The following is a 26,368-nucleotide window of genomic DNA, read 5'->3' on the forward strand; positions in this document are numbered from 1 at the left end:
CGTCGACCGACCGGGGCCGCCCCGGCAGGAACAGGCACGACCGCACCACCGCCCGCACACCGCCGAAAGGACCCCAGTTATGCAGCCCGGACCCGACATGAACGCCCTGCTCCAGCAGGCCCAGCAGATGCAGGCCCAGCTCGCCGAGGCGCAGCAGGAGATCGCCGCGAGCACGGTCGACGGCCAGGCGGGCGGCGGGCTCGTCACCGTCTCCATGCGCGGTACCGGCGAGGTCACCGGCGTGACCATCGACCCGAAGGTGATCGACCCCGAGGACGTCGAGACGCTGCAGGATCTGCTCGTCGGCGCGTTCGGCGACGCCCACACCAAGGTGCAGGAACTCGCGGAGTCCCGCCTCGGCCCGCTCGCCTCCGGCGGCGGCCTCGGCGACATGATGGGCGGCCTGGGCATGTGAGCCCGCGGGACCCGGTGTGCACCGGGCCCCGCCACCCGGGGCCGGGGCGCCCCGGGACCCCGCCACCCGACGACGCAGCCGTCGCCGGGCCAGCAAGAACACAGGAAAGCGCGATGTACGAGGGACCGGTCCAGAACCTGATCGACGAGTTCGGCAAGCTGCCGGGCATCGGGCCGAAGTCCGCGCAGCGCCTGGCCTTCCACCTGTTGCAGGCCGAACCCGAGTCGGTCGAACGCCTCCGATCCGCGCTGCAGGCCGTGGTGGAGGGCGTCACCTACTGCGAGGTCTGCGGCACCGTCGCGGCCGCCGAACGGTGCCGCATCTGCTCCGATCCCCGCCGCGACCCCACCCTCATCTGCGTGGTCGAGGAGCCCAAGGACATCGAGGCCATCGAGCGCACCCGTGAGTTCCGGGGGCTGTACCACGTGCTCGGCGGAGCGCTCGACCCGATCAACGGCATCGGACCCAACGAACTGCGCATCGCGGGACTCATGCGGCGGGTCGGGGCCGAGGTCGAGGGCGAGGAGATCGCCGAGATCATCATCGCCACCGATCCCAACACCACCGGCGAGGCGACCAGCACCTACCTGGCCCGTCTCCTGCGACCGTTCCCCGACCTCATCGTGAGTCGCCTGGCCTCCGGTCTACCGATGGGCGCCGACCTGGAGTTCGCCGACGAACTCACCCTGGGCAGCGCACTGTCCGGGCGTCGCATCCTCTCCGGCGGTCCCGCGCAGCCGTCGCGTTCGGGTGGCGTGCTGCGGCCCGAGCAGGTCGACCCCGCGCAGCCGGCAGTGCCCGCCCCGGACCCGGGTGTCCCGGCTCCGGCCGATTCCGCCGCGGGGCCGGAGGACGGCTACCCGGGCACGGAGTCAGAAGCAGAAGAGTCGCGCGGCGTTTCCGTGCCACACCGCCCGTAGCCAGTCATCGCCCAGCCCGAGCCCTGCCAGGGCCTCGAGTTGATGGGCGTACGGGTACGGGATGTTCGGGAAATCGGTGCCCAGGAGCACCTTGTGGCCCAGGTCGGCCAGCCGAGCGCGCTCGGCATGCGGGAAGGGCATGGTCTCCTCCACGAAGTCCGTGAAGGCCATCGTCGTGTCCAGGTAGACGTTGTCGTACCGCTCGGCCAGATCGAGGAAAGCCGAGTACTCACCCATCCCCATATGGGCGACGATCAGCGGCAGCTCGGGGAAGCGCTCGAGCACGGCGGCCACCGGCTCGGGGCCCGTGAACTCGCCGGCCACCGGGCCCGAACCGCAGTGGATGACCGTCGGCACCTGCGCCTCGGACAGCACGCCCCATACGGGGTCGAGCAGCGGATCGCGGGGGTCGTACTCGCCCACCTGGATGTGCGATTTGAACACCCGCGCACCGGCATCGACGGCATCCCGGACGTAGTCGCCCGCCGTCGGCTCGGGGAAGAACGTCGCCGTGTGGAGGCAATCCGCGTGGCGTGAGGCGAACTCCGCCGACCACGCGTTGAGCCACGCCCCCATGTCGGGCTTGTGCGGGTACAGCATCGACGAGAACGCCAGAACCCCGTACGACCGCAGCCGCTCGACGCGCTCGTCCTCGGCCTCACGGTAGGTGATGGGCCACGGGCGGCCGATCTTCGGCCCGGCGGCGTCGAAGTAGTCCCACACCTTGGCCATCACCCGGGGCGGCATGAAGTGGGTGTGCACGTCGATGATGCCCGGCAGTCCGAGCGGCTCCCACAGGGCGCGGACCTGCGCCGCCTCGACGGCGGGATCGGGAGGGGTCACGGACCCGGTGAGGGTGGCGGTGCCGTGGTGTTCACACATGCGTCCGAGGGTATGTCAGCGAACCCGGCCCGCCCGGAAAACGCGGCGCGGACTCCGGTGTCACCCCCGAGGCGCGAGCCGGCCGAGAGCTGGGCGGGCCTCGTCACGAGCCGCGCTCCGGTCACCTGGGCCAACAACGCCGCCTCAACCCGCAACGCAGTCTCAACCCGCAACGCAGCCTCGCGGGCGCCGGCCGGGTCGGCTGGTCAGCGCCGGGCGGGCGCGATCCGCTCCCGGCGCAGCCGCTCCACCGCCGGCACCTCGACCGGCGGCAGCGAGTCCACGCCCAGCGCGCGGCACAGCAGCAGGTCGGCGAGCTGCGGATTGCGGGCCAGCACCGGTCCGTGCATATAGGTGGCGATGATCGAGCCCTGCACCACGCCCTCGGCCAGCCCGCCGGCGGGGACCGGTCGCCCGGCAGGCACGCCGTTGCCCACACCGGAGGTGACCCGGCCCAGGGGAGCGGCGTCGGAGCCCAACACGGTGGCGCCCATGTGGTTCTCGAAGCCCGTGAGCGGCTGCGTCAGGCCGTCGACCTGCGGCGCGACCACCAGCTCGCCGATCGAGCGGGTCGCCTGCGGAGACGTGGTGACGTCCAGCAGTCCGAGCCCCGGCGCGCGCGAGCCGTCCGAGACGACGAACCACTCACCGAACACCTGCATCCCGGCGCAGATCGCCAGCACCGGCGCCCCACGCTCCACCGCGCGTTGCAGCCCCGGCGATGCGGACAGGTGCCGGGAGGCGAGCTTCTGCGCCGCGTCTTCGCCACCGCCGACCGTGTACAGGTCGCACGAGTCGGGGACGGCGTCCTCGAGGGTGATCCGCACGATCTCGGCGTCGTAGCCGCGCCAGCGCAGCCGCTGGCGCAGGACCAGGGAGTTGCCGTCGTCGCCATAGGTCCCCATGACGTCGGGCAGGACGAGGCCGATCCGCACGGTCGACTCCGTGGGCGGGGCCGAATCCGGGGCGACGGTGTCCAGCGGGGAGGCCGACGCCCCCTCCCGGCGGGCCCCCGCGTCGCGCGGGTCCGGATTGCCCTCGCCGGAGTGATGCTCGCTCATCGTCCCTGCTCCTTCTGGGTGGCCGCGGTGCCGGGCCCGGCGTCAGCGCCACGGGTCTCCGGGTCAGCGGGACGGTGCCCGGCGGCGGCCATGGCCCGCCCGAGGTCACGGAACGCCGTGTAGTTGGCCAGCACCTCGACCCGCCCCGGGGGACAACGCCGGATCGCGGCCAGCGGATCAGGTTCCAGCTCGTGTCGGACCCCGGCGTACGTCAGCCGCACAGACAGATCCGCCGCCCGCTCGCCCGAGGCGTACACGGTCACGCCCTCGAAGCTCTCGAACCGCACGTCCCACAGCCATGACAGGTCCACACCGTCGGCGACCTGCCCGTTCACCGCGATCACCAGGCCGTCGGCGGACGTGTCGATCATGCCCAGAGCCTCCTGCCAGCCGGCCGGGTTCTTGGCCAGCAGTAGATGCGCGGACCGCCCGTTCACGTCGACCGTCGAGTAGCGCCCCGCCACGTCGTCGACCTGCTCGACCGCCCGCACCGCGGCGGCCGGGTCGGCGCCCATGGCCACCGCGGCGGCCACGGCCTGGGCCGCATTGCCGCGGTTGGCCCGCCCCGGTATCGCCAGCGACAGGGGAGCGGTGAACCCGCCGGGGCCGTGGATCGCCTCGTCGTCGACCCACCAGTCCGGCTCGGGCCGCGCGAACTCCCGGCCGTCGGGAAGGGTACCGGTCGACCGCCACCGCACCGCGCCCGTCTCGTCGATCGTCCGAGTGATCGGCTCCCCGGTGCGAGGGCAGCTCACCGAGTCACCCGCCCACGCCGACCCGGCCGCCACCCACACGACCGCCGGGTTGTCGTAGGCCACCGAGGTGATCATGACGTCGTCACAATTCGCCACCACCGTCGCCTGCGGCTGCGCCGCCACCCCGGCCCGGAGGCGTCGCTCGATCGCGTTGATCTCGCCGACCCGGTCGAGCTGGTCGCGGCTGAGGTTGAGCAGCACGATCGCCTCAGGGGAGGTGTTCTCCGCGACGGCCGGCGTGTGGAGTTCATCCACCTCGATGGCGGCCAACCCGGCCACACTGTCGGCCACGAGCGCGGAGACGATCCCGGCGTCCATGTTGTCGCCGCCGGTGTTCGAGGCGACCCGGCCCACGGTGGACAGGGCGGAGGCGACCATCCTCGTCGTCGTCGACTTCCCGTTGGTCCCCGTGACCAGCACCGTTCGCCGGCCCGCCGCGAGCTGGCGCATGAGGCCCGGGTCGAGCTTGAGTGCCACGAGGCCGCCGATCATCCCACCCGACCCGCGCCCCGACACCCGCGACGCCCAGGTCGCGAGGCGGGAGACGGCCACGGCCGCCCGGCCGCGGGGGGTGAGTGCGGTGTTCGCGCGGGAGGTCATGCAACGAGTCTAGGCAGCCCGCCCGGTCAGAACGGCGCCGCACCGCCGAGCGCGGCCACCACGTCGGACCCCAGGTGCGTCATCACCTCGTCGGGCCCGGCGGCCATCGAAGACGCCGAGCCGATCACCGCGATCGCGTACCGGCCGGACGCGGTGTTCACCACGGCGATGTCGTGCGATTCCGTGTCGGTCTCGCCGGTCTTGTTGGCGGCCGTGCCCTCGGGCAGCAGGCCGGGCAGCTTCCACCGCCGTTCCTGCCGCAGCATCGTGTCAAGCACCGTCCGTGCCACCGCGGGCGAGGTCAGGGCGGTGCCTCGGGGTGCCCGGCCGTCGGCGGCGCGCACCAGCTCGGTGAGGTACTCGACGCTGCCGCGGGCGCTGACCCGGCTCCAGTCGCCGGTCCACCCGAAGCGGAACGCGCCGCCGGTGTGGAACTGCTCGGACAGGCCCACCCTGTCGGCGATGGCGTTGAGGGCGGTCACCGGATCGTCGGTGGCCGCCGCGTCGGGACCGGTGGCGGACAGGTCGTAGAGGAGGTTGGCGGCGTCGTTGTCCGAGACCGTGAGGGCCGCGTCGAGCAGGTCGCCGAGTTTCCCGTAGGGGGTCCGCGCGTCGAGGTCGTCCTCCCACGCCTCGAGCGCGCCCACGGCGAAGGCCACCTTGATCACCGAGGCGGCGTAGCGCGGTTCGTCGTCGCCCGCGCACACGAGCCGCTCGTCAGGCGAGTCGATGGCCAGTACGCACGCCGCGATCTCGTGCCCCTCGGCCGCGGCATCGGCGACCGCGCGGTCGAGCAGGGGGCGCACCTCGGCCCACCGCGCCGGGAGCGGGCGCTCTACGCGGCCCGGATCCCAGACGTGGCCGTCCGCGGCGCGCGCTCGACGTGGGGAGCCGGCATCCCGGTCGGCTGCATCCCGGTCGGCGGCGTCCCGCGAGACCGCGGCGTGGGACTCGGCGCCGGAGTCGAGACGTCCGCCGGGGGACCCGCCCGGCGCGGTGTGGGCCAGCGCCACGACCACCGCCACCCCCACCGCGAGGTACGCCGCCAACGCGAAACCGACCCGGCGGCGGGTACGACGCCGCGCGCGGCCGGGCGCGTCACGCAGCCGCGCCGCGGGGGTGTCGGCCCGGTACCGCCGCACGGGACCCCCTCCGGTGCGCCGGATCCACATCCCGCGCGGTTCGAATGGGTAGACCCTAACCCGCCGGCCCGACACCGGGGTGTCGGCGGAGTGAACGCCGTGACCGGCGACGGTCGCGGCCGGGATGTCGGAGGGGTCTGAGACCATGTGGGCATGTCGGGTTGGGTCGTGGTGGACGTCGAGACGTCGGGGATGACGCCAGCGGTCGACCGGGTGTTGTCGGTGGCCGCGGTGGTGATCGGGGACGACGGCGAGGTGGTCGAGGAGTTCACGACCCTGCTCAACCCGGGGGTCGACCCGGGGCCCGTCCACGTGCACGGCCTCACCCCGGCCCTCCTCGCGGGCAAACCACGCTTCTCGGACGTGGCGGCGGAGTTGGGCCGGGTGCTCGACGGGAGGACGGTCGTCGCCCACAACGCGGCCTTCGACGCGTCGTTCCTCGCCGCGGAGGCCCGGCGGGCCGGGCTCGTGCCACCGCTCGAGCGGTTCGTGTGCACCCTCGACTTCGCCGGTCGCCTCCACCTGTCGACCGCCGATCTCAAGCTCTCCACCCTCGCCGCGCACTTCGGGGTCCGGCAGCGGGCCGCGCACGACGCCCACGACGACGCCCTCGTGCTGGCCGGTGTGTTCGCCGGGCTGCTCGAGGTGGCCACCGCCAAGGACGTGCGGCCCTCGGTGCGCGAGCTCGACGCCATGATCGCCCACCCGGAGACGGGCTACCTGGTGTCCACGGTGTGGGCGGAGGCCCTCGCCGCGCCCCGGCTGTGGCGACCGGCCGGGAGGCTGAAGCGCGGCGGCGGGCTGGTGCAGGGCATGGAGGTGGTCTTCACGCAGGACGTGGATCGCGACCCGGAGGAGATCGTCTCCCTCGTCGTCGACTCCGGTCTCTACGTGGCCGACCGCATCTCGTCCCGTACCTCACTCGCGGTGTGCGACGCACCCTCCGCGGTGCGCGGGCGCACCGCGTTCGCGCGGAAGAAGGGGCTCGAACTGGTGCCGTACGCCCGGTTCGAGGACATGCTCGCCGACGTCGCCCCCGGCCGGCCGGTCGCCGGCGCGCAGGCCGTGGACAGCGCACAGGAGGCGCTCTTCTGACGGCGTCGGTCTACGCACCGGGCGACGGCGGCCGCAGCAGCTGATTCCGCATCGTGGAGTGCTCGCCCGGGGGTGCGTTGCGAAACTGACATGATGTCCGAGGACAACGCCGTCGACCACAGGAGTATCTCCCCGTGCCCGCACCCCAGAACGCCGCCGCCCGAGAGGTCTACGAGAAGGAACGCGCCCACGTCCTGACCCCGTGGTCGGCCTGGGGCACGACCGATCCGATGGTCGTCACCGCCGCCGAGGGCTGCCATCTGACCGACGGCGACGGGAACCGCCTCCTCGACTTCACGTCCCAGCTGGTCAACACCAATATCGGCCACCAGCATCCGGTGGTCGTCAAGGCGATCCAGGACCAGGCCGCCGAGCTGTGCACCATCAACCCGGCGCACGCCAACGCCGCCCGCGCCGAGGCCGCCCGCCTCGTCGCCGAGGTCGCGCCCGCCGGGATGAACCGCGTGTTCTTCACCAACGCCGGCACCGAGGCCGTCGAGCACGCCGTCCGCATGGCCCGCCGCCACACCGGCCGCCACAAGACCCTCTCGGCGTTCCGCAGTTACCACGGCGCCACCACCACCTCGATGAACCTCACGGGCGACACGCGCCGCTGGGCCAACGACCTCGGCAACACCGGTGCCGTGCACTTCCACGCCCCGTTCCTGTACCGCTCGCAGTTCTACGCGGAGAACTCCAAGCAGGAATGCGACCGTGCGCTCGAGCATCTGGACTCGCTCATCGGGCTCGAGGGGCCCGACCACTTCGCCGCGCTCATCATCGAGTCGGTGCCCGGCACCGTCGGCATCATGGTCCCGCCGGCCGACTACCTCCGTGGCGTGCGTGAGATCTGCGACAAGTACGGGATCGTCATGATCTGCGACGAGGTCATGTCCGGGTTCGGCCGCACCGGCGAGTGGCTGGCCCTCGACAACTTCCGGTCCGGCGACGACGACTGGGCACCCGACCTCATCACCTTCGCCAAGGGCTCCAACTCCGGGTACGTCCCGCTCGGCGGCGTCATCCTCCACGACCGGATTGCCGCGTCGTTCGAGACCACGCCGTACACCGGCGGCCTCACCTACGCCGGACACCCGCTGGCCTGCGCGTCGGTCGTCGCGACCATCAACCTCATGCGCGACGAGAAGATCGTCGAGAACGCGAAGATGATCGGCGAGGACGTGATCGGTCCGCGCCTGCGCGAACTCGCCGAGAAGCACCCGTCGATCGGTGAGGTCCGCGGCCTCGGCGTGTTCTGGGCGGTGGAGATGGTGGCCGACCGCGAGACGCGCGAGCCCCTCGCCCCCTACGGTGGATCATCGGAGGCCATGGCCCGCACGTTCGGAGCGGCGAAGAAGGACGGCCTGCTGCTGTTCATGAACTACAACCGATTCCACGTGGTGCCGCCGTGCATCATCACCCCGGACGAGGCCACCGAGGGCCTCGACATCTTCGACCGCGCACTCGACGTGGCCGACGAGTACGTGAGGAGCTGATCATTCGATGGCGCTGATATTGCGGCTGATCGTCAACGCTGTCGCCCTGTGGGTGGCGACGCTGATCGTGCCCGGCATAACCCTGCACGAGATCTCCGGGGCCGCAGCCTCTGGCGCCGGCGACATCGAGAACGAGGTGAACGTCCCCACCATCACGGCGCTGCTCGTCGTCGCGGTGGTGTTCACCATGGTCAACGCGGTGATCAAACCGATCGTTCAGCTGCTGTCGCTGCCGCTGACGATCCTCACCCTGGGCCTGTTCCTGCTGGTGGTCAACGCGCTGATGCTCATGCTCACCGGCTGGATCACCACCACGTTGCAGCCCTTCGGGGCCGAGTACGTGGTCAGCGGGTTCTGGGCGGCGTTCTTCGGGGCGATCGTGATCGGCCTGGTCAACTGGGTGCTCGGAATGCTGATCCCCAGCCGCACCCGCGACTGAAGCGCCGGCGGCCCGGCCCGCGCCCCGCGCCCCGCGCCGGGTCCGCCGCCGGGCCGGCGCGGCCCAGCTCAGGTCAGGAGCCGAACGCCGCCGAGGAGACGGCGGTCGGGGCCCAGCCCCGCGCGGCCTGGTCGCGGATGAACTGCATCTGCGGGTAGAAGGAGTTGCCCGGGCATGCCGTGCCGCCCCAGTCGCGGTGACCCGAGACCGCCATGATCGGTCGCGTCGCGCCGCCCTGCGGATTGCGATAGGTGATGCCCGCCCGCGGGTTGATGCCCGTGGCATTGCAGAGGGCACGCACGCAGTCGATGGTCGCGCCCACGGCGGCGGCGGTCGGCGGGGCGCCGGTGAAGTCGCCCAGCAGGCTGATGCCGATGTTGCCGTTGTTGACGCCGCCGACGTGTCCGGCGGTGACGACCGGGGGAGCGATGCCCGCGACGGGCGGGACCTGGAACACCGGGTTGCCCACCGGTGTGCCGCCGCGGCCCTGGTAGATCCGGCCCTCGGGATCGATGATCAGGTGGTACCCGACATCGCCCCAGCCCAGGGTGTTGGCGTGGTAGTTGTAGATCGCCCGCACGCTGGCGGCACGGTCCGGCCCGGGAAGGACCGCGGTGTGGTGGATGGTGATGGACTGCGCGGGGAAGTAGGTCGGCGCCCACCGGAATCCGGAGACGTCGCCGGCGCCCCACGCGGCACGCGGGATCACCGGCAGGCCGGCCAGACCGATGCTGCCGAGGCTGTAGTTGCGCGGGGTTCCCCGGCCGTCGTCGAAGACGGTGGCCTCGGAGCCCGCGGGGGCGTCCACCTCGTAGCCGACGGCGCCGTCGGGCGCGGCGACGAGCTCCGCGGCGGGCGTGCTGCCGGCGTCCGGCGCGGAATCCATGGCCTCGAGCGGCAGCCAGTCGCCGACGGAGCCGTCGGGGAACGCGAACCGGATGCGGCCGGCGATCTCCTCCGGGCTCGGGAAGGTGACGCCCACGAAGCCGAGCGGTCCGTTCGGCTGGATCATGCCGCTGCCGGTGGAGATCGACTGCATGAGGTCCTGGGCCACGCCGAGGGAACCGGTGGCGAAGGGATCGGCCCCGGCTACGGGGCCGCGGACGGAGGTGGCGACGGCGGCGCCCACGCCGACCGATGCGGCGGTGAGGAATCCACGGCGGGTCACGGACATAACGGCTCCAGACAGACGGGTAGGGAAGGCGACGCCGTACCTATCGGCGCGACCCGACGCCACATTACGCGTTTGTTGTGATCGAATCGAGACCATCGTTACCGGAGTGATACATGTGAAGGATGAGGTTCAGGAGGCGTCGTACGCTGGCGCACGAGAAGACCGTTCCGCACACCGCCACTCGGGCGATGTCTGCGGAACGGTCTTGTCGATGGGGGACTGCCGGGCGCGCCGGAGCCGCTCAGCCCGTCAGGGCGCCCAGGTGCGCGCGCCCTCGACCGAACCCACGGCCTCGGCGCCCTCGGCCTCGTCGGCGTACGCACGGTTCACGGCGGAGACCACGGCGCGCAGGGACGCGGTGGTGATGGAACCGGCCCGGCCGACACCCCAGAAGACCCGGTTGCCGAACTGCACCTCGACGTACGCGGCTGCGGTCGCGTCATCCCCGGCGGTCATCGCGTGCTCCGAGTAGTCGAGGATGCGCACCTCGTCGTCGAACATCTCGTTCAGGGCGGCGACGAACGCCGCCAGGGGGCCGTTACCGGACCCCGTCAACTCGCGCGTCTCGCCCTTCCACTTGATGACGGCCTCGATGAAGTCCTCGCCGTCGTCGGTCTCGGCCGGCGAGAGCACCTGGGACATGCGCTCCATGGGCGAGATGCGGTCCAGGTACTCGAGGGAGAAGATGTCCCACATGGCCTTGGGCGTGACCTCGCCGCCCTCGGAGTCGGTGACGTTCTGGACGATCTGTGAGAATTCCATCTGCAGGCGCCGCGGCAGCTGCAGGCCGTAGTCGCTCTTCATGATGTAGGCGACGCCGCCCTTGCCGGACTGCGAGTTCACGCGGATGACGGCCTCGTAGGTGCGGCCCTCGTCCTTCGGGTCGACGGGCAGGTACGGGACCTCCCACGTGATGTCGGTGATGTCCTCGCCGCGGGCATCGGCCTCGGCCTGCAGGGCGTCGAAGCCCTTGTTGATGGCGTCCTGGTGCGAGCCGGAGAACGCGGTGAAGACCAGGTCGCCGCCGTAGGGGTGACGCTCGGGCACGGGCAGCTGGTTGGCGTACTCGACCGTGCGGCGGATCTCGTCCATGTCGGAGAAGTTGATCTGTGGGTCGACGCCGCGGGTGAGCATGTTCATGCCCAGCGTCACCAGGCACACGTTGCCGGTGCGCTCGCCGTTGCCGAACAGGCAGCCCTCGATGCGGTCGGCGCCGGCCTGGAAGGCCAGCTCGGCGGCGGCCACGCCGGTGCCGCGGTCGTTGTGCGGGTGCAGCGACAGGATGGTCGAGTCGCGGTGTGCCAGATTGCGGTGCATCCACTCGATCTGGTCGGCGTAGACGTTGGGCGTGGCCATCTCGACCGTCGCCGGCAGGTTGATGATGATCGGGTTCTCCGGCGTCGCGCCCACGATCTCGGTGACCGCGTCGCAGACCTCCTTGGAGAAGGCCAGCTCGGTGCCGGTGAACGACTCGGGGGAGTACTCCCAGCGCCAGTTGGTGTCGGGGTAGTCCTTCGCGATGGTCGTGACCAGCTCGGCGGCGTCGGTGGCGATCTTCTTGATGGCCTCGCGGTCCTTACGGAAGACCACCTTGCGCTGCAGGATCGACGTCGAGTTGTAGAAGTGCACGATCACGTCGGACGCGCCCTCGCACGCCTCGAACGTGCGACGGATGAGATCCTCGCGGCACTGGACCAGCACCTGGATGGTGACGTCGGAGGGGATCGCGGCGTCCTCGATGATTTCGCGGACGAAGTCGTAGTCCGTCTGCGAGGCGGACGGGAAGCCGACCTCGATCTCCTTGTAGCCCATGCGCACCAGCAGGTCGAACATGCGGCGCTTGCGCGCGGGGCTCATGGGGTCGATCAGGGCCTGGTTGCCGTCGCGCAGGTCCACGGCGCACCACTGGGGGGCGTGGGTGATGACCTCGTCTGGCCAGGTGCGGTCGGGCAGCGAGACGTCCTCGACCTCCTCGGCGAACGGCCGGTACCGGTGCCACGGCATGGAGGAGCCGCGCTGTTTGTTCCACGACGGCTGGTCGGGGCGGCCGGGCTTGGAGGGGGGCGTCAGGGTCGACGACGACGAGACGAAGGCATCAGCGGGATTCATCGTAGGGGCTCAACTTCCGTGGAGTTCGATCGTTTCAGGATCGGACCGGCGCGACGAGATCCCGCGACGGGGAGCCGGTCCGCTCTAGCGGGCCCCGCCGCGGCATCCAAGAAGGAGCACGCGCTGCATGCAGGTCACCATACACCTTCCCGCCAGACGTCACGGAATCGGAATGACGAAGGTGGTGGGGCCGGCGGTGACGTCGTTCGGGGTGCGCAGAGGGGAGCCGGGGCACAGGTCCCGGACGTCGTCGTCGTGCATCGATCCCCAGACGCGTCGACAGCCGGCTTCCTCGGCCACCGAGACGGCCTTTTCGACGAGCCGGTGCGCGATGCCCTGGCGGCGCAGGTCCTCGCGGACGCGGATGCCGTAGACGAACAGGTCGGGGCTGTCTCCCAGGTGGCCGGTCTCCACGGCGACGAGCATCGCCACCGGGACCCCGTCGTGGAGGGCCATCAGGAGCAGGTTCGAGCCGCGGTCGAGGAAGTCCTGCGTCCACTCGGCGGTGGGCGGGGAGTCGAACAGGTCGCCCGCGGACAGCACGAGGTCCAGGTCTGCGCGCGAGGCGCGACGGATCAGGAGCTCCGGCGGGGTCATTTCTCCAGTGTGGCAAATAGCGCCGTGGTTCGGCACGGGCGCGTCGCCGGCGCACGTCGCGGGGTCGGGGCGGCGGGTCGGTCGGCGCATCTGTCTGCGTCTCGGGTGGGGGAGGGGCCCGCTGTCACCGGTGGGTGATCATCCAGTCGATCCACCCGTTCTGGGCCGGGATCGATTCGTACCACGCGGGGTTGGTCCCGTTCGGCTGGCGGCGACCGTGGTCGGAGCCGGAGTGGATGCCGACGAGGCGGTCGCCCTGGAAGACGGGCCCGCCCGAGTCGCCGAGGCCGTAGCCGCCCTCGATGGTGTGCGAGCGGCCGATCCGGGAGCCGCCGCGGGGTTCCATCCGGTCGAGGCGGGTGAGCCCGGTGCGCAGGTCGGCCGAGCGCAGGCCGCGGGGGGTGGTCTCGCCGAAGCCGTGGAAGCGCAGGACGGCGCCCGGGGCGGGGTCGACGCCGGCGCGCAGGACGGACGGCGACGGCGCGGGGTGGCGGAGCTTGATGAGCATGAAGTCCCCGGCGGGGGCCTTGTAGACGGCTTCCGGGGTGTGACGGCCGAAGCTGCCGGTGTCGAGGGAACCGAAGGCGCCGACGACCTGCGGGGTGGCGAGCGGGGCGGTGGTGGCGAAGCCGCCCGGCACGGTGGCCCAGTTGCCGAACCCGAGGGTGTAGGCGTTGGGGTCGGTGGGGCCGCAGTGGGCGGCGGTGGCGACCCAGCGCGGGTGGACGACGACTCCCGAGCAGGGCGCGCCGAGCACGCCGCCGAAGGTGGTGATCTGCACTGCCCACGGCGCCGGGCCCGAGGGTGCGCCGCCGACCACGGCGCCGGCGGTGGGGGCCGTGACGGCGAGCGTGGCGGCGACCGTCCCGACGGCCGCGCCGATCGCCGAGAGAAGCCGACCCGTGTGACGTGTGAGGCGCATGTGATTCAGCTTAGGCGATCGGGAGGCGAGGTCGGGCCGCTCGGCGAGAGTGCTCATGGCAGGAAAATCGCGTCCGCCGGTGCCCGCGTTACCGGGACGGCGGCTCCGCGCGGGTGTCGGGGGGTGTCTCCGACGGCGCCGCCTCCGACCCGTCCTCCGACCCGTCCTCCGACCCGTCCTCCGACGGCGCCGGATCGACCTCCTTGTGCGCGAGCCGCACCGTCGCCACGACCATGACGATGAGCGTGGCGGCGAGGATCGCCAGCTCGGGGCCGTCGACCGCGAACCACTCGCCGAGGACCACCACGCCCAGCGCGAGCGAGATCACCGGCGTGGTGACGGTCGAGGCGGGGACGGCCTGGTGGACGCCGCCGGCGGAGAACGACATCTGTTGCAGCGTCAGCGCGAGGACGGCGGCCACGACGAGCCCGTACACCTCGCCGGTGGTGGCCACGAGCAGCGGTCCGCCCTCGTAGAACCGGTCGGCGACGCCCTTGGTGAGGAGCGCGACGTAGGCGAACGCGGTGCCGCCGGCCACGCCCAGTAGCAGGGCACGGTTGCCGTCGGCGCGGAGCGCGCGGGAGAGGCGGAGGAGGACGACGACGACGAGGGCGCCCGCCGCGCAGGCCAGTGCCCACTGCCACCAGGGCGGATGTGCCTCGCCTCCGGTGGGCCGGCCGTAGATCACCAGGACGACCACGCATCCCGCCAGGACGTGCCCCCAGAACAGTTCGGTCTTGGTGACCCGCCGCCCTGTCACCCATGCGCCCAACGGGAGGGCGAAGGTAAGTGAGAGGACGGTGATCGTCTGGACCAGGATCAGCGAGCCGTAGATCAGCGCCAGCCCCTGGAACACGAAGCCGGCGAGGCTGATGGCCATGCCGGTCCACCAGTACCTGCTGGTGAGGATGTGGAAGTCACCCTCACGTCGACCCTGCGCGCGGCGCGGTGAACGGTGCCGCATCACGGTGCCGAAGGCCTGGCTGAGGGCGGAGGCGAGGGCGAGGAGTACAGCCGCCCAGGTTTCAGTCATCACTCACGAGTAAACACCTCCCGTAAAGTGGGTCTGCGTTAAGTCGATCAACACCGGAAGGGTGTGACCGCGTGGCACTCGTAGTGCAGAAGTACGGCGGCTCCTCCGTGGAGTCCGCAGAACGGATCCGTCGGGTGGCCGAACGGATCGTGGAGACCAGGAAGGCGGGCAACGACGTCGTGGTCGTGGCCTCGGCCATGGGCGACACGACCGACGAGCTGCTGGATCTGGCCGACCAGGTCTGTCCCTCGCCGCCGCAGCGCGAGATGGACATGCTGCTGACGTCGGGTGAGCGCATCTCCAACGCGCTGCTCGCGATGGCCATCAGCTCGTTCGGGATGGAGGCCTACTCGTTCACCGGGTCGCAGGCCGGCATCATCACCACCACCCGGCACGGCAACAGCCGGATCATCGACATCACCCCGGGCCGTGTCCGCGAGGCGCTCGATCAGGGCAAGATCGCCCTCGTCGCGGGTTTCCAGGGCGTGTCCCGTGAGACCCGTGACGTCACCACCCTCGGACGCGGCGGCTCCGACACCACCGCCGTCGCGATGGCCGCGGCGCTGGGCGCGGACGTGTGCGAGATCTACTCGGACGTCGACGGCATCTACACCTCCGATCCGCGGATCGTCCCGAACGCCCGCAAGCTCGACACCATCTCGTACGAGGAGATGCTCGAGATGGCGGCGGTCGGCTCCAAGATCCTCAACCTGCGCAGCGTCGAGTTCGCCCGCCGCTACCACGTGCCGCTGCGCGTCCGCTCTTCGTATTCGACCAACCCGGGCACTCTCGTGGCCGGAAAAGTGGAGGACATCCCCGTGGAAGACGCAGTCCTGACCGGAGTCGCTCACGACGCCTCGGAGGCCAAGATCACGGTGGTCGGCATCCCCGACCAGCCGGGGTACGCGGCCAAGATCTTCCGCGTCGTCGCCGATGCCGAGATCAACATCGACATGGTCCTGCAGAACGTCTCCAAGGCGGAGGGCAAGACCGACATCACCTTCACCTGCCCGCGCGAGGTCGGCGCCAAGGCGGTCGAGGTGCTGTCCAAGGCCAAGGACGAGCTGGGCATCGACCAGGTGCTCTACGACGACAACGTCGGCAAGGTCTCCCTCGTCGGCGCGGGCATGAAGTCGCACCCGGGCGTCACGGCGACGTTCTGCGAGTCGCTGTCCGAGGCGGGCGTGAACATCGAGCTCATCTCCACCTCGGAGATCCGCATCTCGGCGCTGGTCCGCGAGGATGAGCTCGCCGACAGCGTCCGCGCCCTCCACGCGGCGTTCGAGCTGGGCGGCGAGGAGGAGGCGCAGGTCTACGCCGGCACCGGCCGCTGACCCGCCCTTCCCCCGCCCCCGTCGAGAAGAGCGTTTCGCCCGGGCCTATCCGGGGTGGTCTCTAGGAGTGTTCGGAACGCTCTTTTCGACGGGGACCGTGCCGCGTTATGCCCCGCTGGCGCCGGGGCGTGCTCAGCGCCGCCGCGATACCTCGGCGGCCAGGGCCTCGTTCATCCGGTCGAACATAGGGAGAGTCGTCTCGCGGATAGAGCCGATCATCGGCGGCACCGCGATTCCGGAGAACCGTTCCTCCTGGTGCAGGACCACCCGGCCGTCGCCGGCGGGCTCGATGGTGAACCAGTGCTCGCCGTCGAAGATCCCCGGCAGCATCACCGAACCCTTCCACCGCAGCTCCCGGCCGGGCTCGACGGTTAGGACCGTCGGCGTGAACGTCATGCTCCCGCCGTTGGTGTCGATCAGCTCGTTGGTCAGCGTCCCGCCCTCGACCAGGTCGCCGGCAGAGGAGACGATGAAGGGATTCCACCGCGGGTACGACTCGCGGTCGGCAAGGACGGCCCACACCTCGTCAGCAGTGGCCTCGATCTCCAGGGCCGAGCTCATCTCGTAGTCGCGGGACACCGCCCAGATCGAGTACGCGACGGCCGGAAGCAGCACCGCCGTGGCGGCGATGGCGGTGAAGCGCAGGATCGGGCGTCGGCGTCTTGCGGCCTTGGCCATGGTCGTGTCCCCCTCGGGTGCCGGTGCCGCCGGGCGGCGACGCGGCCCACGGTAACCGTGCGGACGCACCGGTCTCGCCGCTCACTTTCGAATGGCTAAACGCGCACTCGGCGGCACTGTCCTCACGCTTTCAGCGCGTTCCGCCGTCAGATCGAGGCGTTGGACGTGTGCAGCCGACTCCGGACCACGCTCAGGGAGGAGTTCGGGGTGGAGCCCAGCCGGGCCACGCTGGAGTATCACGCGGGCCTCGGCTGACGGACAGTCCAGAACCTGTCCGCTCCGTCCTGTCCCCTCCCGGCCGGCTGTGACGCACGACTCTCGACCGAAACGCCACGGGCGGTAGCATGGGCGTTTGCCGGTCGCCCGTGCCCGGACGGAGATCCCGTCCGCGGGAGCCGGTCCCGAGATCTTCAAGGAGTTGATCCTCTCTCATGACCACTGTCGCCGTCGTCGGAGCCACGGGCCAGGTCGGGCGCGTGATGCGCACCCTGCTCGAGGAGCGGAACTTCCCGGCGAACGAAGTGCGGTTCTTCGCCTCCGCCCGCTCGGCCGGCACCACGCTGCCGTTCCGGGGCGAGGAGATCGTGGTCGAGGACGTCGCCGCCACCAGCGACGAGGATCTCGAGGGCATCGACATCGCCCTGTTCTCGGCCGGTGGCACGCTGTCCAAGGCGCAGGCCCCTCGGTTCGCCGCGGCCGGCGCCGTGGTCGTCGACAACTCCAGTGCCTGGCGCAAGGACCCCGACGTTCCGCTCGTCGTCTCCGAGGTCAACCCCGACCAGACCGTCAACCCGCCCAAGGGGATCATCGCCAACCCCAACTGCACCACGATGGCCGCGATGCCGGTCCTCAAGGTGCTGCACGACGCGGCGGGGCTGAAGCGGCTCGTGGTGTCCACGTACCAGGCGGTGTCGGGCTCGGGGCTGGCCGGCGTGGCCACGCTCAACGACCAGGTGACCAACAACGTGGCGGCCGGGCACGAGCTGGTGCATGACGGCAGCGCGCTGCAGGCCGGTGAGACGGGTCCGTACGTGGCGCCGATCGCGTTCAACGTGGTGCCGCTGGCGGGTGCGATCGTGGACGACGGTTCCGAGGAGACGGACGAGGAGCAGAAGCTGCGCAACGAGGCGCGCAAGATCCTCGACATCCCGGGGCTGCCCGTGGCTGGCACCTGCGTGCGCGTGCCGGTGTACACGGGCCACACGCTGACCATCAACGCCGAGTTCGACGAGGACATCACGCCGGACCAGGCGCGCGAGCTGCTGTCTAAGGCGCCGGGAGTGAAGGTCGTGGACGTGCCGACGCCGCTCGAGGCCGCGGGCAGCGACGAGTCGCTGGTCGGTCGCATCCGTCAGGATCAGTCGATCGAGGGCAACAAGGGCCTCAACCTGGTGGTTTCTGGCGACAACCTGCGTAAGGGTGCGGCGCTGAACACCATCCAGATCGCGGAGCTGCTGGTCAAGTAGCGCTTCTGCTGGTCGAGTGGCCAGGCGCGGGCTGAACAGGTCGGGAGTACAAGACGGCAAGGCCCCGCAGACGCACACAGGCGAGAGCCGCCGCCCGGTCACGCGGACCGAGCGGCGGCTCTCCTCTATCCGGGTTGACTCGGCCTACGTCAGCGACCGTCCGCCGTTCCCGGCCGGTCATCGCGATGTCCGCGGCCGCCGCGGTCCCCCGTCACGTCACCTTCGACGTCGATGTGCTCGGTACGGAGTTGATCGGACACGGTCTCGGTGTCGGTGACCTTCTCCTTGCCCACGTTGACGCGCTCGCGCTCGACGGTCTCCTTCTCCACCACCGGCCGCTCCTCGCGGAGGACTATCTCCTCATCGCGGTCGCCGTCGGCGGTCTCGTCGAGGCCGCCCTTACGAACCTTGCCCTCGACGTCCTCGCGCTCGACCACGAGCTTCTCTTTGGAGACCGGGACTTCGACTGTCTCCTTCTCGGTGGTCGTGTACTTGCGGAGCCGAACTCGCCCGACCTCCTCTTCGCGGGTGCCCACGTTGAGGCGTTCTTCGTGGGCGGTGACGGTCTCAGTGCCTTCGTGATCCCGATCGCCCCTGCGCCGATCGTCGGCTCCGGCGGCACCTGCTGTGCCGGCGGCTCCGGCGGCACCTGCTGTGCCGGCGGCTCCTGCGGCACCTGCTGTGCCGGCGGCACCCGCTGCCCCCGCGGTGCCGGCAGCACGATCATCGCGGTCGCCCCGTTCGGTGCGTGTACCGGTCCCGCCGCCGCGCCGACCTCCGTCTGCGAGTTGGTAGTGCTCGTACAGGCGATTCTCCTCGTCCGGGGAGAGGTGCCCGCCGGCGTCCACGCGGGGCGCGTCCTTGACCTGGTCTTTGGAGTACGTGACGTGGAGGTCGTCACCCTCCATGCGTGCGCCCTGCAGTGGGACGAAGCTCTCGGACATTCCGAACAGTCCCGTCGAGACGGTCGCGAACTTGGGCTCGTCGCTGCCGTCATCAAGGTAGATCGTGCCGATCTTGCCGATCTTTTCACCAGCGTGGTCGTACGCGGTCGCGCCGGTGAGTCGATCCAGTGAATCCTTGCCGATCATTTCGGACTCCTTATGTCGTCGGATCGTGCCGTTGCCGACGTTAGGAGTCACCATTGCCAGCCGCGACCGGAAGGTCGGCGACGAACATCGCGGACAACCCCGAAATGGTCACCTGTCCAAGGCTCTGGCCAGCATCACATCCGCTACACGAGGGGTTCGTAACGGTTGCACCTCAACGCGATAGGACTGCGACCCGGCCCGCAGATCTCGGCGGCGGCGCGATGCTCGCGATGGCCCACGACTACCGGGTGATGCGCGACGACCGCGCCATTACCGCGATGAGCACGGGCCACCGCTACCCCGGAGCCGAGGCGAAGGAGGCGGGCCTCGTCGACGACACCGCTGCGGAGTCCGACCTGACTTCCACAAGCTTTAGTGTCACTCTGCGTTGATCGCGTCGATGACGGCTCGTGCGGCGTCGGGGATTGGGGGTTCGACGAGCATTTCGTGGTCGCCGATGGCGACGGTGACGGTGCGCAGGGGCTGCAGGGGCATCACCCGGGACCAGGCCTGCGAGTTGCTGGGCAAGGCGGCCGTCGTGAAGGTCGTCGACGTGCCGACCCCGCTCGAGGCCGCCGGCATCGACGAGTCGCTGGTGGGCCGGATCCGCCGGGACCAGTCGATCGAGGGCGACAAGTGCCGAGGGGGCGGCGCCGCCTCGGCCCGTCGCTCAGTTGAGGTTCCAGTCCTCCACGGGCTCGATGATGTTGCCCTCGGAGTCGTAGCGATAGAAACCCTGACCGTCGCCGAGTCCCGCCTTTCCGGCGTCGATTCCCTCCTGGAGCATGTCGGCGAACTTGATCCTGGTGGGGTCGCCGGATGCGCGGGAGATGTTGGCGGCCACGTTGAAGCCGACCGTGTCGAACACCTGGAACGGGCCGTGCGGCGAGTTGGTGGCGGTGCGCCAGACGTTGTCGATGTCGGCGGGATTGGCGACGCCGTTGACGTAGAGGGCGGCGCCGGCGTTGAGCCACGGGACCAGCAGGCTGTTCAGGAGATAGCCGGGCGTCTCTTTGTGGATGGGCACCCCAACGAGGCCGATCTCGCCGGCGAACTCGAGGACCGCGTCGAAGTACTTCTTGTCGGTCTGCGGGGTGACCATCACCTCGCCGGTGTTGTAGCGCCACACGAGGTTGGCGAAGTGCAGGGCCAGGAACTTCTCGGGGCGGCCGGTATCGGCGGCGAAGTCGCTGGGCCGCAGCGTCGAGGTGTTGGTGGTGAAGATCGTCTTCTCCGGGGCGTGGTCTCCGATCTGCGCCCAGACCTGCTTCTTCAGGTCGAGCTTCTCCGGGATCGACTCGATTACCAGGTCGGCGTCGGCGACCGCCTCGGCGATGTCGGTGGTCGTCTTGATGGATTTGATGGCGTCATCGAAACGGGCCTCGTCGAAGTCGGGGAGGTCACGCCGGTAGTAGCCGCGCATCCACTCCCATCGCTCGGGCAGTTCGGCGAGCAGTTCGTCCGAGATGTCGTAGCCGGTCACGGTCTTGCCGTGGTAGGCGGCCTGCATGATGATCTGGGATCCGAGTACGCCGGTTCCGAAAACGGTTACGTCGGTGATGTCGGTCAAGGTGATTGCAGCTCCTCTCGTTCACGCTGATGCGTGCGGTGGTTCCGCGAGATCGACGTTACGCCGGTCCGACCTGGGTCGCAGGCTGACGGCAGCTTGCGTGTCGTGCGCCGTGAGAACCCCCGTCGGCCGATGCATGGGAACCGACTGGGGCCCGCGGAATCGGTTGCTGCGGGCCCATGGCGTGCGGTCGTGCCGAGGTCCGGCCGGTGCCATAGTGGGAACCGGAACGGCCATTGTGTCCGGAACCGCAGTCGGGCACATGGCGACACCGCACGATCGCGCAGGTCATCGACCTGCACTGACGAGAGGAACGCAGATGGCCATCAACGACGACGACATGACCACTTCCGCCGCTCAGGGCGAAGGGGTCGCCGACGGCGGTTCCAACCCGGGCGGCCACGACGGCGGCGCCGACGGGTCCGCCCACCACACCAAGGGCGAGGGCGAGGGTCTCGCGGACGGCGGCTCGAACCCGGACGGTCACGACGGCGGCGCAGACGGCTCGGCAGATGCCGGTGAGGGCGTCGCGGACGGCGGCTCGAATCCGGATGGTGCCGACGGCGGCGCTGACGGCACGCAGTAATTGCGGGCGCTTTTTCGGTGCGTCGCGTGCGGCTCGGATGAGTTCGCGGGCCAGGTCTGGGGTCGGCGCCCGCTACTGACCCGGGCGTCCGAGCTGCCGCGCGACTACTCCGACCTGCTGTCGCCGGCGATGGTCGACGAGATCATCGCCGAGCGCGGCGTGCGCACGCCGTTCGTCCGTATGGCGAGGGAGGGCACGCTCGTCGACCGGGCGAGCTTCACCCGGTCGGCGGGCTTCGGTGCGCAGATCGGCGACCAGCTCGACCCCGACGGCGTGCTCACGCAGTACGCCGCCGGGGCGACGCTCGTCCTGCAGGGTCTGCACCGGTTCTGGCCGCCGATCATCGACTTCGTCCGGGGCATGACCTCGGACATCGGGCATCCGGTGCAGACCAACGCGTACATCACCCCGCCCGCCAACCGCGGGTTCGATCCGCACTACGACGTCCACGATGTCTTTGTCCTCCAGGTGTCCGGGACTAAGCAATGGCGGGTACACGAGCCCGTCCACCACCATCCGCTCGCGGACCAGCCGTGGACCGACCACCGCGAGGCGATCGCCGACCGAGCGAAGGACGCGCCGGTGATCGACGCCGTGCTCGAGCCGGGGGACTGTCTTTACCTCCCGCGCGGCTGGGTGCACTCCGCCGAGGCGCAGGGCGAGACCTCCATCCACCTCACGGTGGGCGTGGCTCCGCTGACCGGGCATGACGTGGCCGAGGCTGTGCTCGAGGCCCTGGCCGCCGACGAGCAGGTGCGCGAGTCCCTGCCTTTCGGCCTCGCCTCGGTGGACGCCGCGCGGGCCTGGGAACCCACGCGGGAGGTGGTCGCGCATATCGCCAGGCTGTTGACCGAGAAACAAGACGAGCTGTCGAGGAAGGCCGCGGGCGAACTCGCCGAAAGGTACCTGGACCTCACCCGGCCCGCCGCGGTCCGACCCCTCGCCACGCTGGAGGCCATCGATTCACTCGACGCGGACACTGTGGTGCGGTGGCGGGACGGCCTGCACGGCGCGCTCGGCCCCGCGCCCGAGTCCGGCAGGATCGCCCTGCGCCTGCCCACCAAGTCGATCAGCTTTCCGGCGGAGTGCGAGCCCGCGCTACGGGTGATGATCGACGGCGACCCGGTCCGCGCCGGCACGCTCCCGGGCCTGGACGCGGCAGACGGCGTGGTGGTGCTGCGCCGGCTGCTGCGCGAGGGTGTGGTGGTGGCGCTGTGAGCAGGCCTGCGGACTGGGAGCCGTGCAGTGACTCGTCGCTGCGCCGCGGCGATCCCCTGGAGGGGTCGGGTTCGCGGGGGCTGCGGTGGCTGATGGTCGAACTCGCGGGTCCGTGGGGGTACTCGGCGTTGCTGGACTCCCCGAACCTCCTCCCGGCGGAGCTCGGCCGCGAGATCGCCGGCCGCGCCCAGGAGGCGGACGTCAGGGTGGCCGCGATCCGCCGACCGGGTCGTCGTCGTCACCCAGAAGAGCGACGCTGGCGGTGGGCGCTGGCCGACGCGCGGCCCGGGCACGAATCTCTGCGGTGGGGCGAGGTCGACGGGCCGGTCGGCTACGCCGAGATCCCCCTCGACGGCTCCGCCGGCTCTCCCGGCGGGGAGCCGCTGGTCGCGGTGTGCGCGCACGGTAAGCACGATCAGTGCTGCGCGGTGCGGGGGCGCAGCGCCGCGGCCCGGATCGCCGAGCGATACCCGGAGGCGACCTGGGAGTGCTCCCACCTGGGCGGGGATCGCTTCGCCGCGACGATGCTCGTTCTGCCGCACGGTTTCTTCTACGGCCGCATCGACCAGGCGGAGGATCCGGCCGACATCGTCACCCGCTACACCGAGGGCCGTGTCGACGAGCGGTACCTGCGGGGGCGCAGTAGTCATTCGGCGGCTGTGCAGAGCGCGCAGCATCATGCCCGTACGGTGATGCCGGACGACCGCATTGACGCCTTCGCCCCGGTCCGCGTGGTCGAACGAGACGAGCACGTCGAGGTGACGCTCGAGGGGCCGAGTGGTCCGGTCGAGGTGTGGCTGCGGGAGACCTACTCGGAGCCGATCTTCACGATGTGCCGGGCCCACGCCCCAGGCCCGGTGAGGCAGTGGGAGCTGATCGAGGTCAGGGGCGCGTAGGTCGCATCAGTGCGTCAGACGGTCTCCACCACGGGCTCGGACAGGGAGTCGGCCGCGGCCTCGGCGGCGGTCTCCTCGAGCGGGATGGTGCAGGCCAGGGGCTCGCTGCCGGACCAGTCGTGGCCCCAGTAGCTGTCGGCGGTGATGTTCTGCGGCAGGTACTGGTCCTCGTCCACCATGAGCCCGTCGTAACCGAACTCGATGTCCCAGCCGCCGGGCGCGCGCAGGTAGTAGGACACCATCTTGTCGTTGGTGTGGCCGCCGAGGGTGGAGGAGATGCCGAAGCCGTGCTCGGTGGTGCGCTCCATGGCCTGGGCGACCATGTCCATCTCGGCCACCTCGAGCATGATGTGGACGATCCCCGGGCCCATGTGCGGGGCGGGCATCACGGCGAAGCTGTGGTGGCGGGGGTTGACGCCCATGAACTGGATCCGCAGCGGCGGCATGCCGGGCGCGGAGGGGAAGGGGAACGCGCCGCGGGTGTGGAAGCCCAGCACGTCGCGGTAGAAGCCGATGGTGGCGTCGTAGTCGGTGGTGGGGACCACGAGGTGGCCCAGGCCCAGCTCGTCGGTGACGAACTCGGTGCGGTACCTGGTGGAGACCGTGGAGTGGTCCAGCTCGGCGCCGTGGAAGATCTCCAGGCGCTGGCCGCAGGGGTCCTCGAGGGTGATGGATGATGGCGCCGTCGACCTTGATGGCCTGTGCCTCGTCGTGGGTGAGGTCGCGGTAGGCGATGCCGTGCTCGGTGAGGGTGGCGCGGACGCGGTCGAGGGCGATCTCGTCGCGCACCTCCCAGCCCACCGCGGCGAGGTTGTCCTTCTCGGCGCGGCGCAGGGTGATGCGGCGGGCGCGCTCGTCGAGGCGCAGGTGGAGGGTGTCGTCGTCGCCGCCGGCGCCCACGCCCAGGTCCAGCACGTCGTGGGCGAGGGTGCGCCAGCGGTCAAGGTCGGTGGTGTCGATCCTGAGGTAGCCGAGGGCACGGATGTCGCCCATGGGGTGTCCTTTCGAGAGGTGGCCCGCGAGGGCCCGGGTGTCGCCGACGGGAGCGCCGCACGCGCGCCCGGGTAGGGATGAGGACACTGTGACCGTGATGTGGCGCGCGTCACCGCTCGATTCCGGTGGGTGGGAAAGGTGCAGGTGGGCTGGTGGGTTTTATGACGACGACGACGACGACGAGGTGCCCGCTCGCCCGGCCGACTTCGTCGACCCGGTGGCGCATCACTTCGGCGGGGGTGTTCGCCGAGCGCGGCGAGTCGGCTGGAACTTTCACCACGACGGTTCGGCCGGTCGGACGACTGACCGGCGGTAGTCGTCGTGGTCGGCCGATAGCCATTACGCGACCGCGGCGCCGTCGGCAGCGAGTCGCGAGCGGTGGGCGTCGAAGCGGGTGTTAATGTCACCGGAAGGCCGATGTCAGCGAGGTTGACTCCTGCGCCGGAGAAACCCGGTCGGGGCGGCTCGACCGAATCCTGTGGGTCGGCGGCAGTATCGGAGCGTCGCCGATGCTCGGCGGGCCCGGCCGGGCTCCGGTGTCTGACCTGTGGGCGACAATGGTCGTCGCCATCGGCTGAGCAGGTCAGTCTCGAGGAAGTAGAGAGAATCAACACGTGAACCCCGGAGTCGCCATCGCATCCGTCACCCCCTCGGCCGCGAGGCTCACGGAGTCCCTGAGGGATATCGGGTACGACTTCAGCTCGGCGGTGGCTGACCTCATCGACAACTCGGTGAGTGCCGGTGCGGAGAAGATCCGGGTCTTCATGGAGTTCGACGGCGAGGACTCTCGTGTCCTCATCTGTGACGACGGGCACGGAATGTCGGTGAACGGTGCTCTCGAATCGCTCCGGTTCGGCAGCCGCCGTGACTACGAGTTGGGGGATCTCGGGCGGTACGGGCTCGGACTGAAGACCGCTTCTCTCTCGCAGGGACGTTCGGTCACAGTCGTCAGTCGCACAGCCCGGATGAAGGAACCCCAGATCCAGAGATTGGATCTCGACCTCATCGCCGAGCGCGATGACTGGATCGTCGTGGTCCCGCATCCTGATGCCGCGACCACCAGAGCTCGTGAGCTGCTGGCCGGTGAGCCAGGGACCGTCGTGATCTGGGAGAAGCTCGACCGGATACTGCCGGCCAGGCAGTCAACCGGTGGGTGGGCGAAAAGGCGATTCGACAGCCTGCGTGAGAAGCTCATGGCGCACCTATCGATGGTGTTCCACCGCTTCCTGGCCGGCGAGGGGACCGCGCGGAAGATTGAGATCTGGGTGGACGACCAGCCGCTCACGCCGTGGGACCCCTTCCAGCGAAACGAGCCGGAGCTGAAGGAACTCGGCCCGGAGTCGTTCGAGGTGATGGTCGGCGACCATGCCGGAAAGGTTCATCTCCGCCGCTTCATCCTGCCGTCGCGAAACGCGTTCTCGTCGCCGGAGGCCTTCGAGGCGGCGTCTGGTCCGCTCAAGTGGAACCGCCAGCAGGGCTTGTATATCTACCGCGCCAACCGGCTCGTGCAATGGGGCGGATGGGCCGGGACCCGGGCGTTGGACGAGCACACGAAGTTGGCACGAGCCTCGGTCGACTTCGACACCGACCTGGACGCGGCGTTCAACATCAATGTTGCGAAGATGCGGGTCGCTCTCCCCCCACAGCTCAAGCAGATGCTGGGACGCCCGATCTCGGAGCTCTGCATCCTCGCCAACAACGCTTACCGCGTCGACGCTCCGCGTAGGCGTAACAATGGCGCAGCCGGCATGCCGAGCGAGGTGTCCAACGGCGCCGAGATCGGGCTGGCGATCAAGGCGGCGCTCGTCCGTACCGGCAACTTCGACGCCCTCAAGCAGATCTCGGACCTGCTGAAGAAGGAGTCGCCGGACATGGCGAAGTCGCTCGGGTTCTGAC

22 protein-coding genes and 5 pseudogenes are annotated in these 26,368 nt (G+C 70.3%); 14 read left to right on the forward strand and 13 right to left on the reverse strand.

Translation table 11 applies throughout. The annotated features are described in order from the left end of the window. Positions 1–79 precede the first annotated feature (79 nt). Positions 80–415: a YbaB/EbfC family nucleoid-associated protein gene (locus C3V38_RS08120; RefSeq protein ID WP_106385507.1), complete on the forward strand. Its 336-nt coding sequence runs from the start codon at positions 80–82 to the stop codon at positions 413–415. 113 nt (positions 416–528) lie between these two features. Beyond that, positions 529–1,134: pseudogene (recR, locus tag C3V38_RS08125) on the forward strand (recombination mediator RecR); the annotation flags it as partial. A gap of 153 nt (positions 1,135–1,287) precedes the next feature. On the opposite strand, the gene C3V38_RS08130 reads toward recR, so the two are convergent. From C3V38_RS08130 to C3V38_RS08145, 4 genes are all read right to left on the reverse strand, one after another. Continuing rightward, a complete protein-coding gene (locus tag C3V38_RS08130) occupies positions 1,288–2,217 on the reverse strand; it encodes an amidohydrolase family protein (protein WP_174705768.1) in 930 nt (309 codons plus the stop codon). 206 nt (positions 2,218–2,423) lie between these two features. Continuing rightward, positions 2,424–3,278: a type 1 glutamine amidotransferase gene (locus C3V38_RS08135; RefSeq protein ID WP_106385509.1), complete on the reverse strand. Its 855-nt coding sequence runs from the start codon at positions 3,276–3,278 to the stop codon at positions 2,424–2,426. After that, a complete protein-coding gene (locus tag C3V38_RS08140; RefSeq protein WP_254425921.1) occupies positions 3,275–4,633 on the reverse strand; it encodes a MurT ligase domain-containing protein in 1,359 nt (452 codons plus the stop codon). The genes C3V38_RS08135 and C3V38_RS08140 overlap by 4 nt, the downstream gene beginning before the upstream one ends. A gap of 26 nt (positions 4,634–4,659) precedes the next feature. Continuing rightward, a complete protein-coding gene (locus tag C3V38_RS08145) occupies positions 4,660–5,922 on the reverse strand; it encodes a serine hydrolase (RefSeq protein WP_254425922.1) in 1,263 nt (420 codons plus the stop codon). A 6-nt stretch (positions 5,923–5,928) separates the two neighbouring features. On the opposite strand from C3V38_RS08145, the gene C3V38_RS08150 reads away from it, so the two are divergent. The 3 genes from C3V38_RS08150 to C3V38_RS08160 all read left to right on the forward strand — a co-directional run bounded on the left by C3V38_RS08150 (position 5,929) and on the right by C3V38_RS08160 (position 8,805). Further along, positions 5,929–6,870 (forward strand): exonuclease domain-containing protein, encoded by a 942-nt coding sequence (locus tag C3V38_RS08150; RefSeq protein ID WP_106386413.1) that lies wholly within the window; start codon positions 5,929–5,931, stop codon positions 6,868–6,870. Between the two features lie 134 nt (positions 6,871–7,004). After that, the gene (locus C3V38_RS08155; RefSeq protein ID WP_106385510.1) at positions 7,005–8,366 is read left to right on the forward strand and encodes an aspartate aminotransferase family protein; all 1,362 of its coding nucleotides are present in this window, start codon (positions 7,005–7,007) and stop codon (positions 8,364–8,366) included. 7 nt (positions 8,367–8,373) lie between these two features. Next, complete coding sequence (locus C3V38_RS08160; protein WP_106385511.1) at positions 8,374–8,805, forward strand: phage holin family protein; 432 nt, start codon at positions 8,374–8,376, stop codon at positions 8,803–8,805. A 73-nt stretch (positions 8,806–8,878) separates the two neighbouring features. Here C3V38_RS08160 and C3V38_RS08165 read toward each other — a convergent pair whose 3' ends face one another. From C3V38_RS08165 to C3V38_RS08185, 5 genes are all read right to left on the reverse strand, one after another. Beyond that, the gene (locus C3V38_RS08165) at positions 8,879–9,979 is read right to left on the reverse strand and encodes a peptidoglycan recognition family protein (protein ID WP_106385512.1); all 1,101 of its coding nucleotides are present in this window, start codon (positions 9,977–9,979) and stop codon (positions 8,879–8,881) included. A gap of 249 nt (positions 9,980–10,228) precedes the next feature. Next, on the reverse strand, positions 10,229–12,088 hold the full coding sequence (gene leuA, locus C3V38_RS08170; protein WP_061229660.1) for a 2-isopropylmalate synthase: 1,860 nt from the start codon (positions 12,086–12,088) through the stop codon (positions 10,229–10,231). A gap of 159 nt (positions 12,089–12,247) precedes the next feature. Next, positions 12,248–12,685, reverse strand: coding sequence for a GNAT family N-acetyltransferase (locus C3V38_RS08175; protein WP_106385513.1), 438 nt, complete (start codon positions 12,683–12,685; stop codon positions 12,248–12,250). A gap of 124 nt (positions 12,686–12,809) precedes the next feature. Then, positions 12,810–13,607: a trypsin-like serine protease gene (locus tag C3V38_RS08180; protein WP_082767814.1), complete on the reverse strand. Its 798-nt coding sequence runs from the start codon at positions 13,605–13,607 to the stop codon at positions 12,810–12,812. An 88-nt stretch (positions 13,608–13,695) separates the two neighbouring features. Further along, on the reverse strand, positions 13,696–14,640 hold the full coding sequence (locus C3V38_RS08185; protein WP_106385514.1) for a DMT family transporter: 945 nt from the start codon (positions 14,638–14,640) through the stop codon (positions 13,696–13,698). Positions 14,641–14,711: 71 nt separating this feature from the next. Here C3V38_RS08185 and C3V38_RS08190 point away from each other — a divergent pair, with 71 nt between their 5' ends. After that, positions 14,712–15,974: an aspartate kinase gene (locus tag C3V38_RS08190; RefSeq protein ID WP_106385515.1), complete on the forward strand. Its 1,263-nt coding sequence runs from the start codon at positions 14,712–14,714 to the stop codon at positions 15,972–15,974. 132 nt (positions 15,975–16,106) lie between these two features. On the opposite strand, the gene C3V38_RS08195 is transcribed toward C3V38_RS08190, so the two are convergent. Continuing rightward, a complete protein-coding gene (locus C3V38_RS08195; RefSeq protein ID WP_106385516.1) occupies positions 16,107–16,652 on the reverse strand; it encodes an SRPBCC domain-containing protein in 546 nt (181 codons plus the stop codon). A gap of 117 nt (positions 16,653–16,769) precedes the next feature. Here C3V38_RS08195 and C3V38_RS18310 point away from each other — a divergent pair. After that, positions 16,770–16,907, forward strand: a pseudogene (locus C3V38_RS18310) (BTAD domain-containing putative transcriptional regulator); the annotation flags it as partial. A gap of 176 nt (positions 16,908–17,083) precedes the next feature. Beyond that, positions 17,084–18,118, forward strand: coding sequence for an aspartate-semialdehyde dehydrogenase (locus tag C3V38_RS08205; RefSeq protein WP_106385518.1), 1,035 nt, complete (start codon positions 17,084–17,086; stop codon positions 18,116–18,118). A 149-nt stretch (positions 18,119–18,267) separates the two neighbouring features. On the opposite strand, the gene C3V38_RS08210 is transcribed toward C3V38_RS08205, so the two are convergent. After that, entirely contained in the window at positions 18,268–19,209 is a 942-nt protein-coding gene (locus C3V38_RS08210; protein WP_106385519.1) for a DUF2382 domain-containing protein, read from the reverse strand. Between the two features lie 209 nt (positions 19,210–19,418). Between C3V38_RS08210 and C3V38_RS08215 the strand changes: the two are divergent. Together C3V38_RS08215 and C3V38_RS18035 are read left to right on the forward strand one after the other, a co-directional pair. Beyond that, a pseudogene (locus C3V38_RS08215) lies at positions 19,419–19,589 on the forward strand (enoyl-CoA hydratase/isomerase family protein); the annotation flags it as partial. A gap of 107 nt (positions 19,590–19,696) precedes the next feature. Further along, positions 19,697–19,846 (forward strand): annotated as a pseudogene (locus tag C3V38_RS18035) (aspartate-semialdehyde dehydrogenase); the annotation flags it as partial. A 33-nt stretch (positions 19,847–19,879) separates the two neighbouring features. Here the strand turns inward: C3V38_RS18035 and C3V38_RS08225 are convergent. Further along, a complete protein-coding gene (locus C3V38_RS08225; RefSeq protein ID WP_106385520.1) occupies positions 19,880–20,779 on the reverse strand; it encodes a 3-hydroxyacyl-CoA dehydrogenase in 900 nt (299 codons plus the stop codon). A 319-nt stretch (positions 20,780–21,098) separates the two neighbouring features. Between C3V38_RS08225 and C3V38_RS08230 the strand changes: the two genes are divergently transcribed. The 3 genes from C3V38_RS08230 (at position 21,099) to C3V38_RS08240 (ending at position 23,479) form a co-directional block, all read left to right on the forward strand. Next, positions 21,099–21,365, forward strand: a complete 267-nt coding sequence (locus tag C3V38_RS08230) for a BatC protein (RefSeq protein ID WP_106385521.1) — start codon at positions 21,099–21,101, stop codon at positions 21,363–21,365. Further along, the gene (locus tag C3V38_RS08235) at positions 21,366–22,583 is read left to right on the forward strand and encodes a cupin domain-containing protein (RefSeq protein ID WP_106385522.1); all 1,218 of its coding nucleotides are present in this window, start codon (positions 21,366–21,368) and stop codon (positions 22,581–22,583) included. 92 nt (positions 22,584–22,675) lie between these two features. Beyond that, positions 22,676–23,479: a sucrase ferredoxin gene (locus C3V38_RS08240; RefSeq protein ID WP_174705797.1), complete on the forward strand. Its 804-nt coding sequence runs from the start codon at positions 22,676–22,678 to the stop codon at positions 23,477–23,479. A gap of 14 nt (positions 23,480–23,493) precedes the next feature. On the opposite strand, the pseudogene C3V38_RS08245 reads toward C3V38_RS08240, so the two are convergent. Then, positions 23,494–24,472, reverse strand: a pseudogene (locus tag C3V38_RS08245) (VOC family protein). Between the two features lie 614 nt (positions 24,473–25,086). On the opposite strand from C3V38_RS08245, the gene C3V38_RS08250 reads away from it, so the two are divergent. Then, positions 25,087–26,367, forward strand: coding sequence for an ATP-binding protein (locus C3V38_RS08250; RefSeq protein WP_254425923.1), 1,281 nt, complete (start codon positions 25,087–25,089; stop codon positions 26,365–26,367). Position 26,368 lies beyond the last annotated feature (1 nt).

Source organism: Dietzia sp. oral taxon 368 (assembly GCF_002999155.1).
Classification (GTDB): Bacteria; Actinomycetota; Actinomycetes; order Mycobacteriales; family Mycobacteriaceae; genus Dietzia; species Dietzia cinnamea.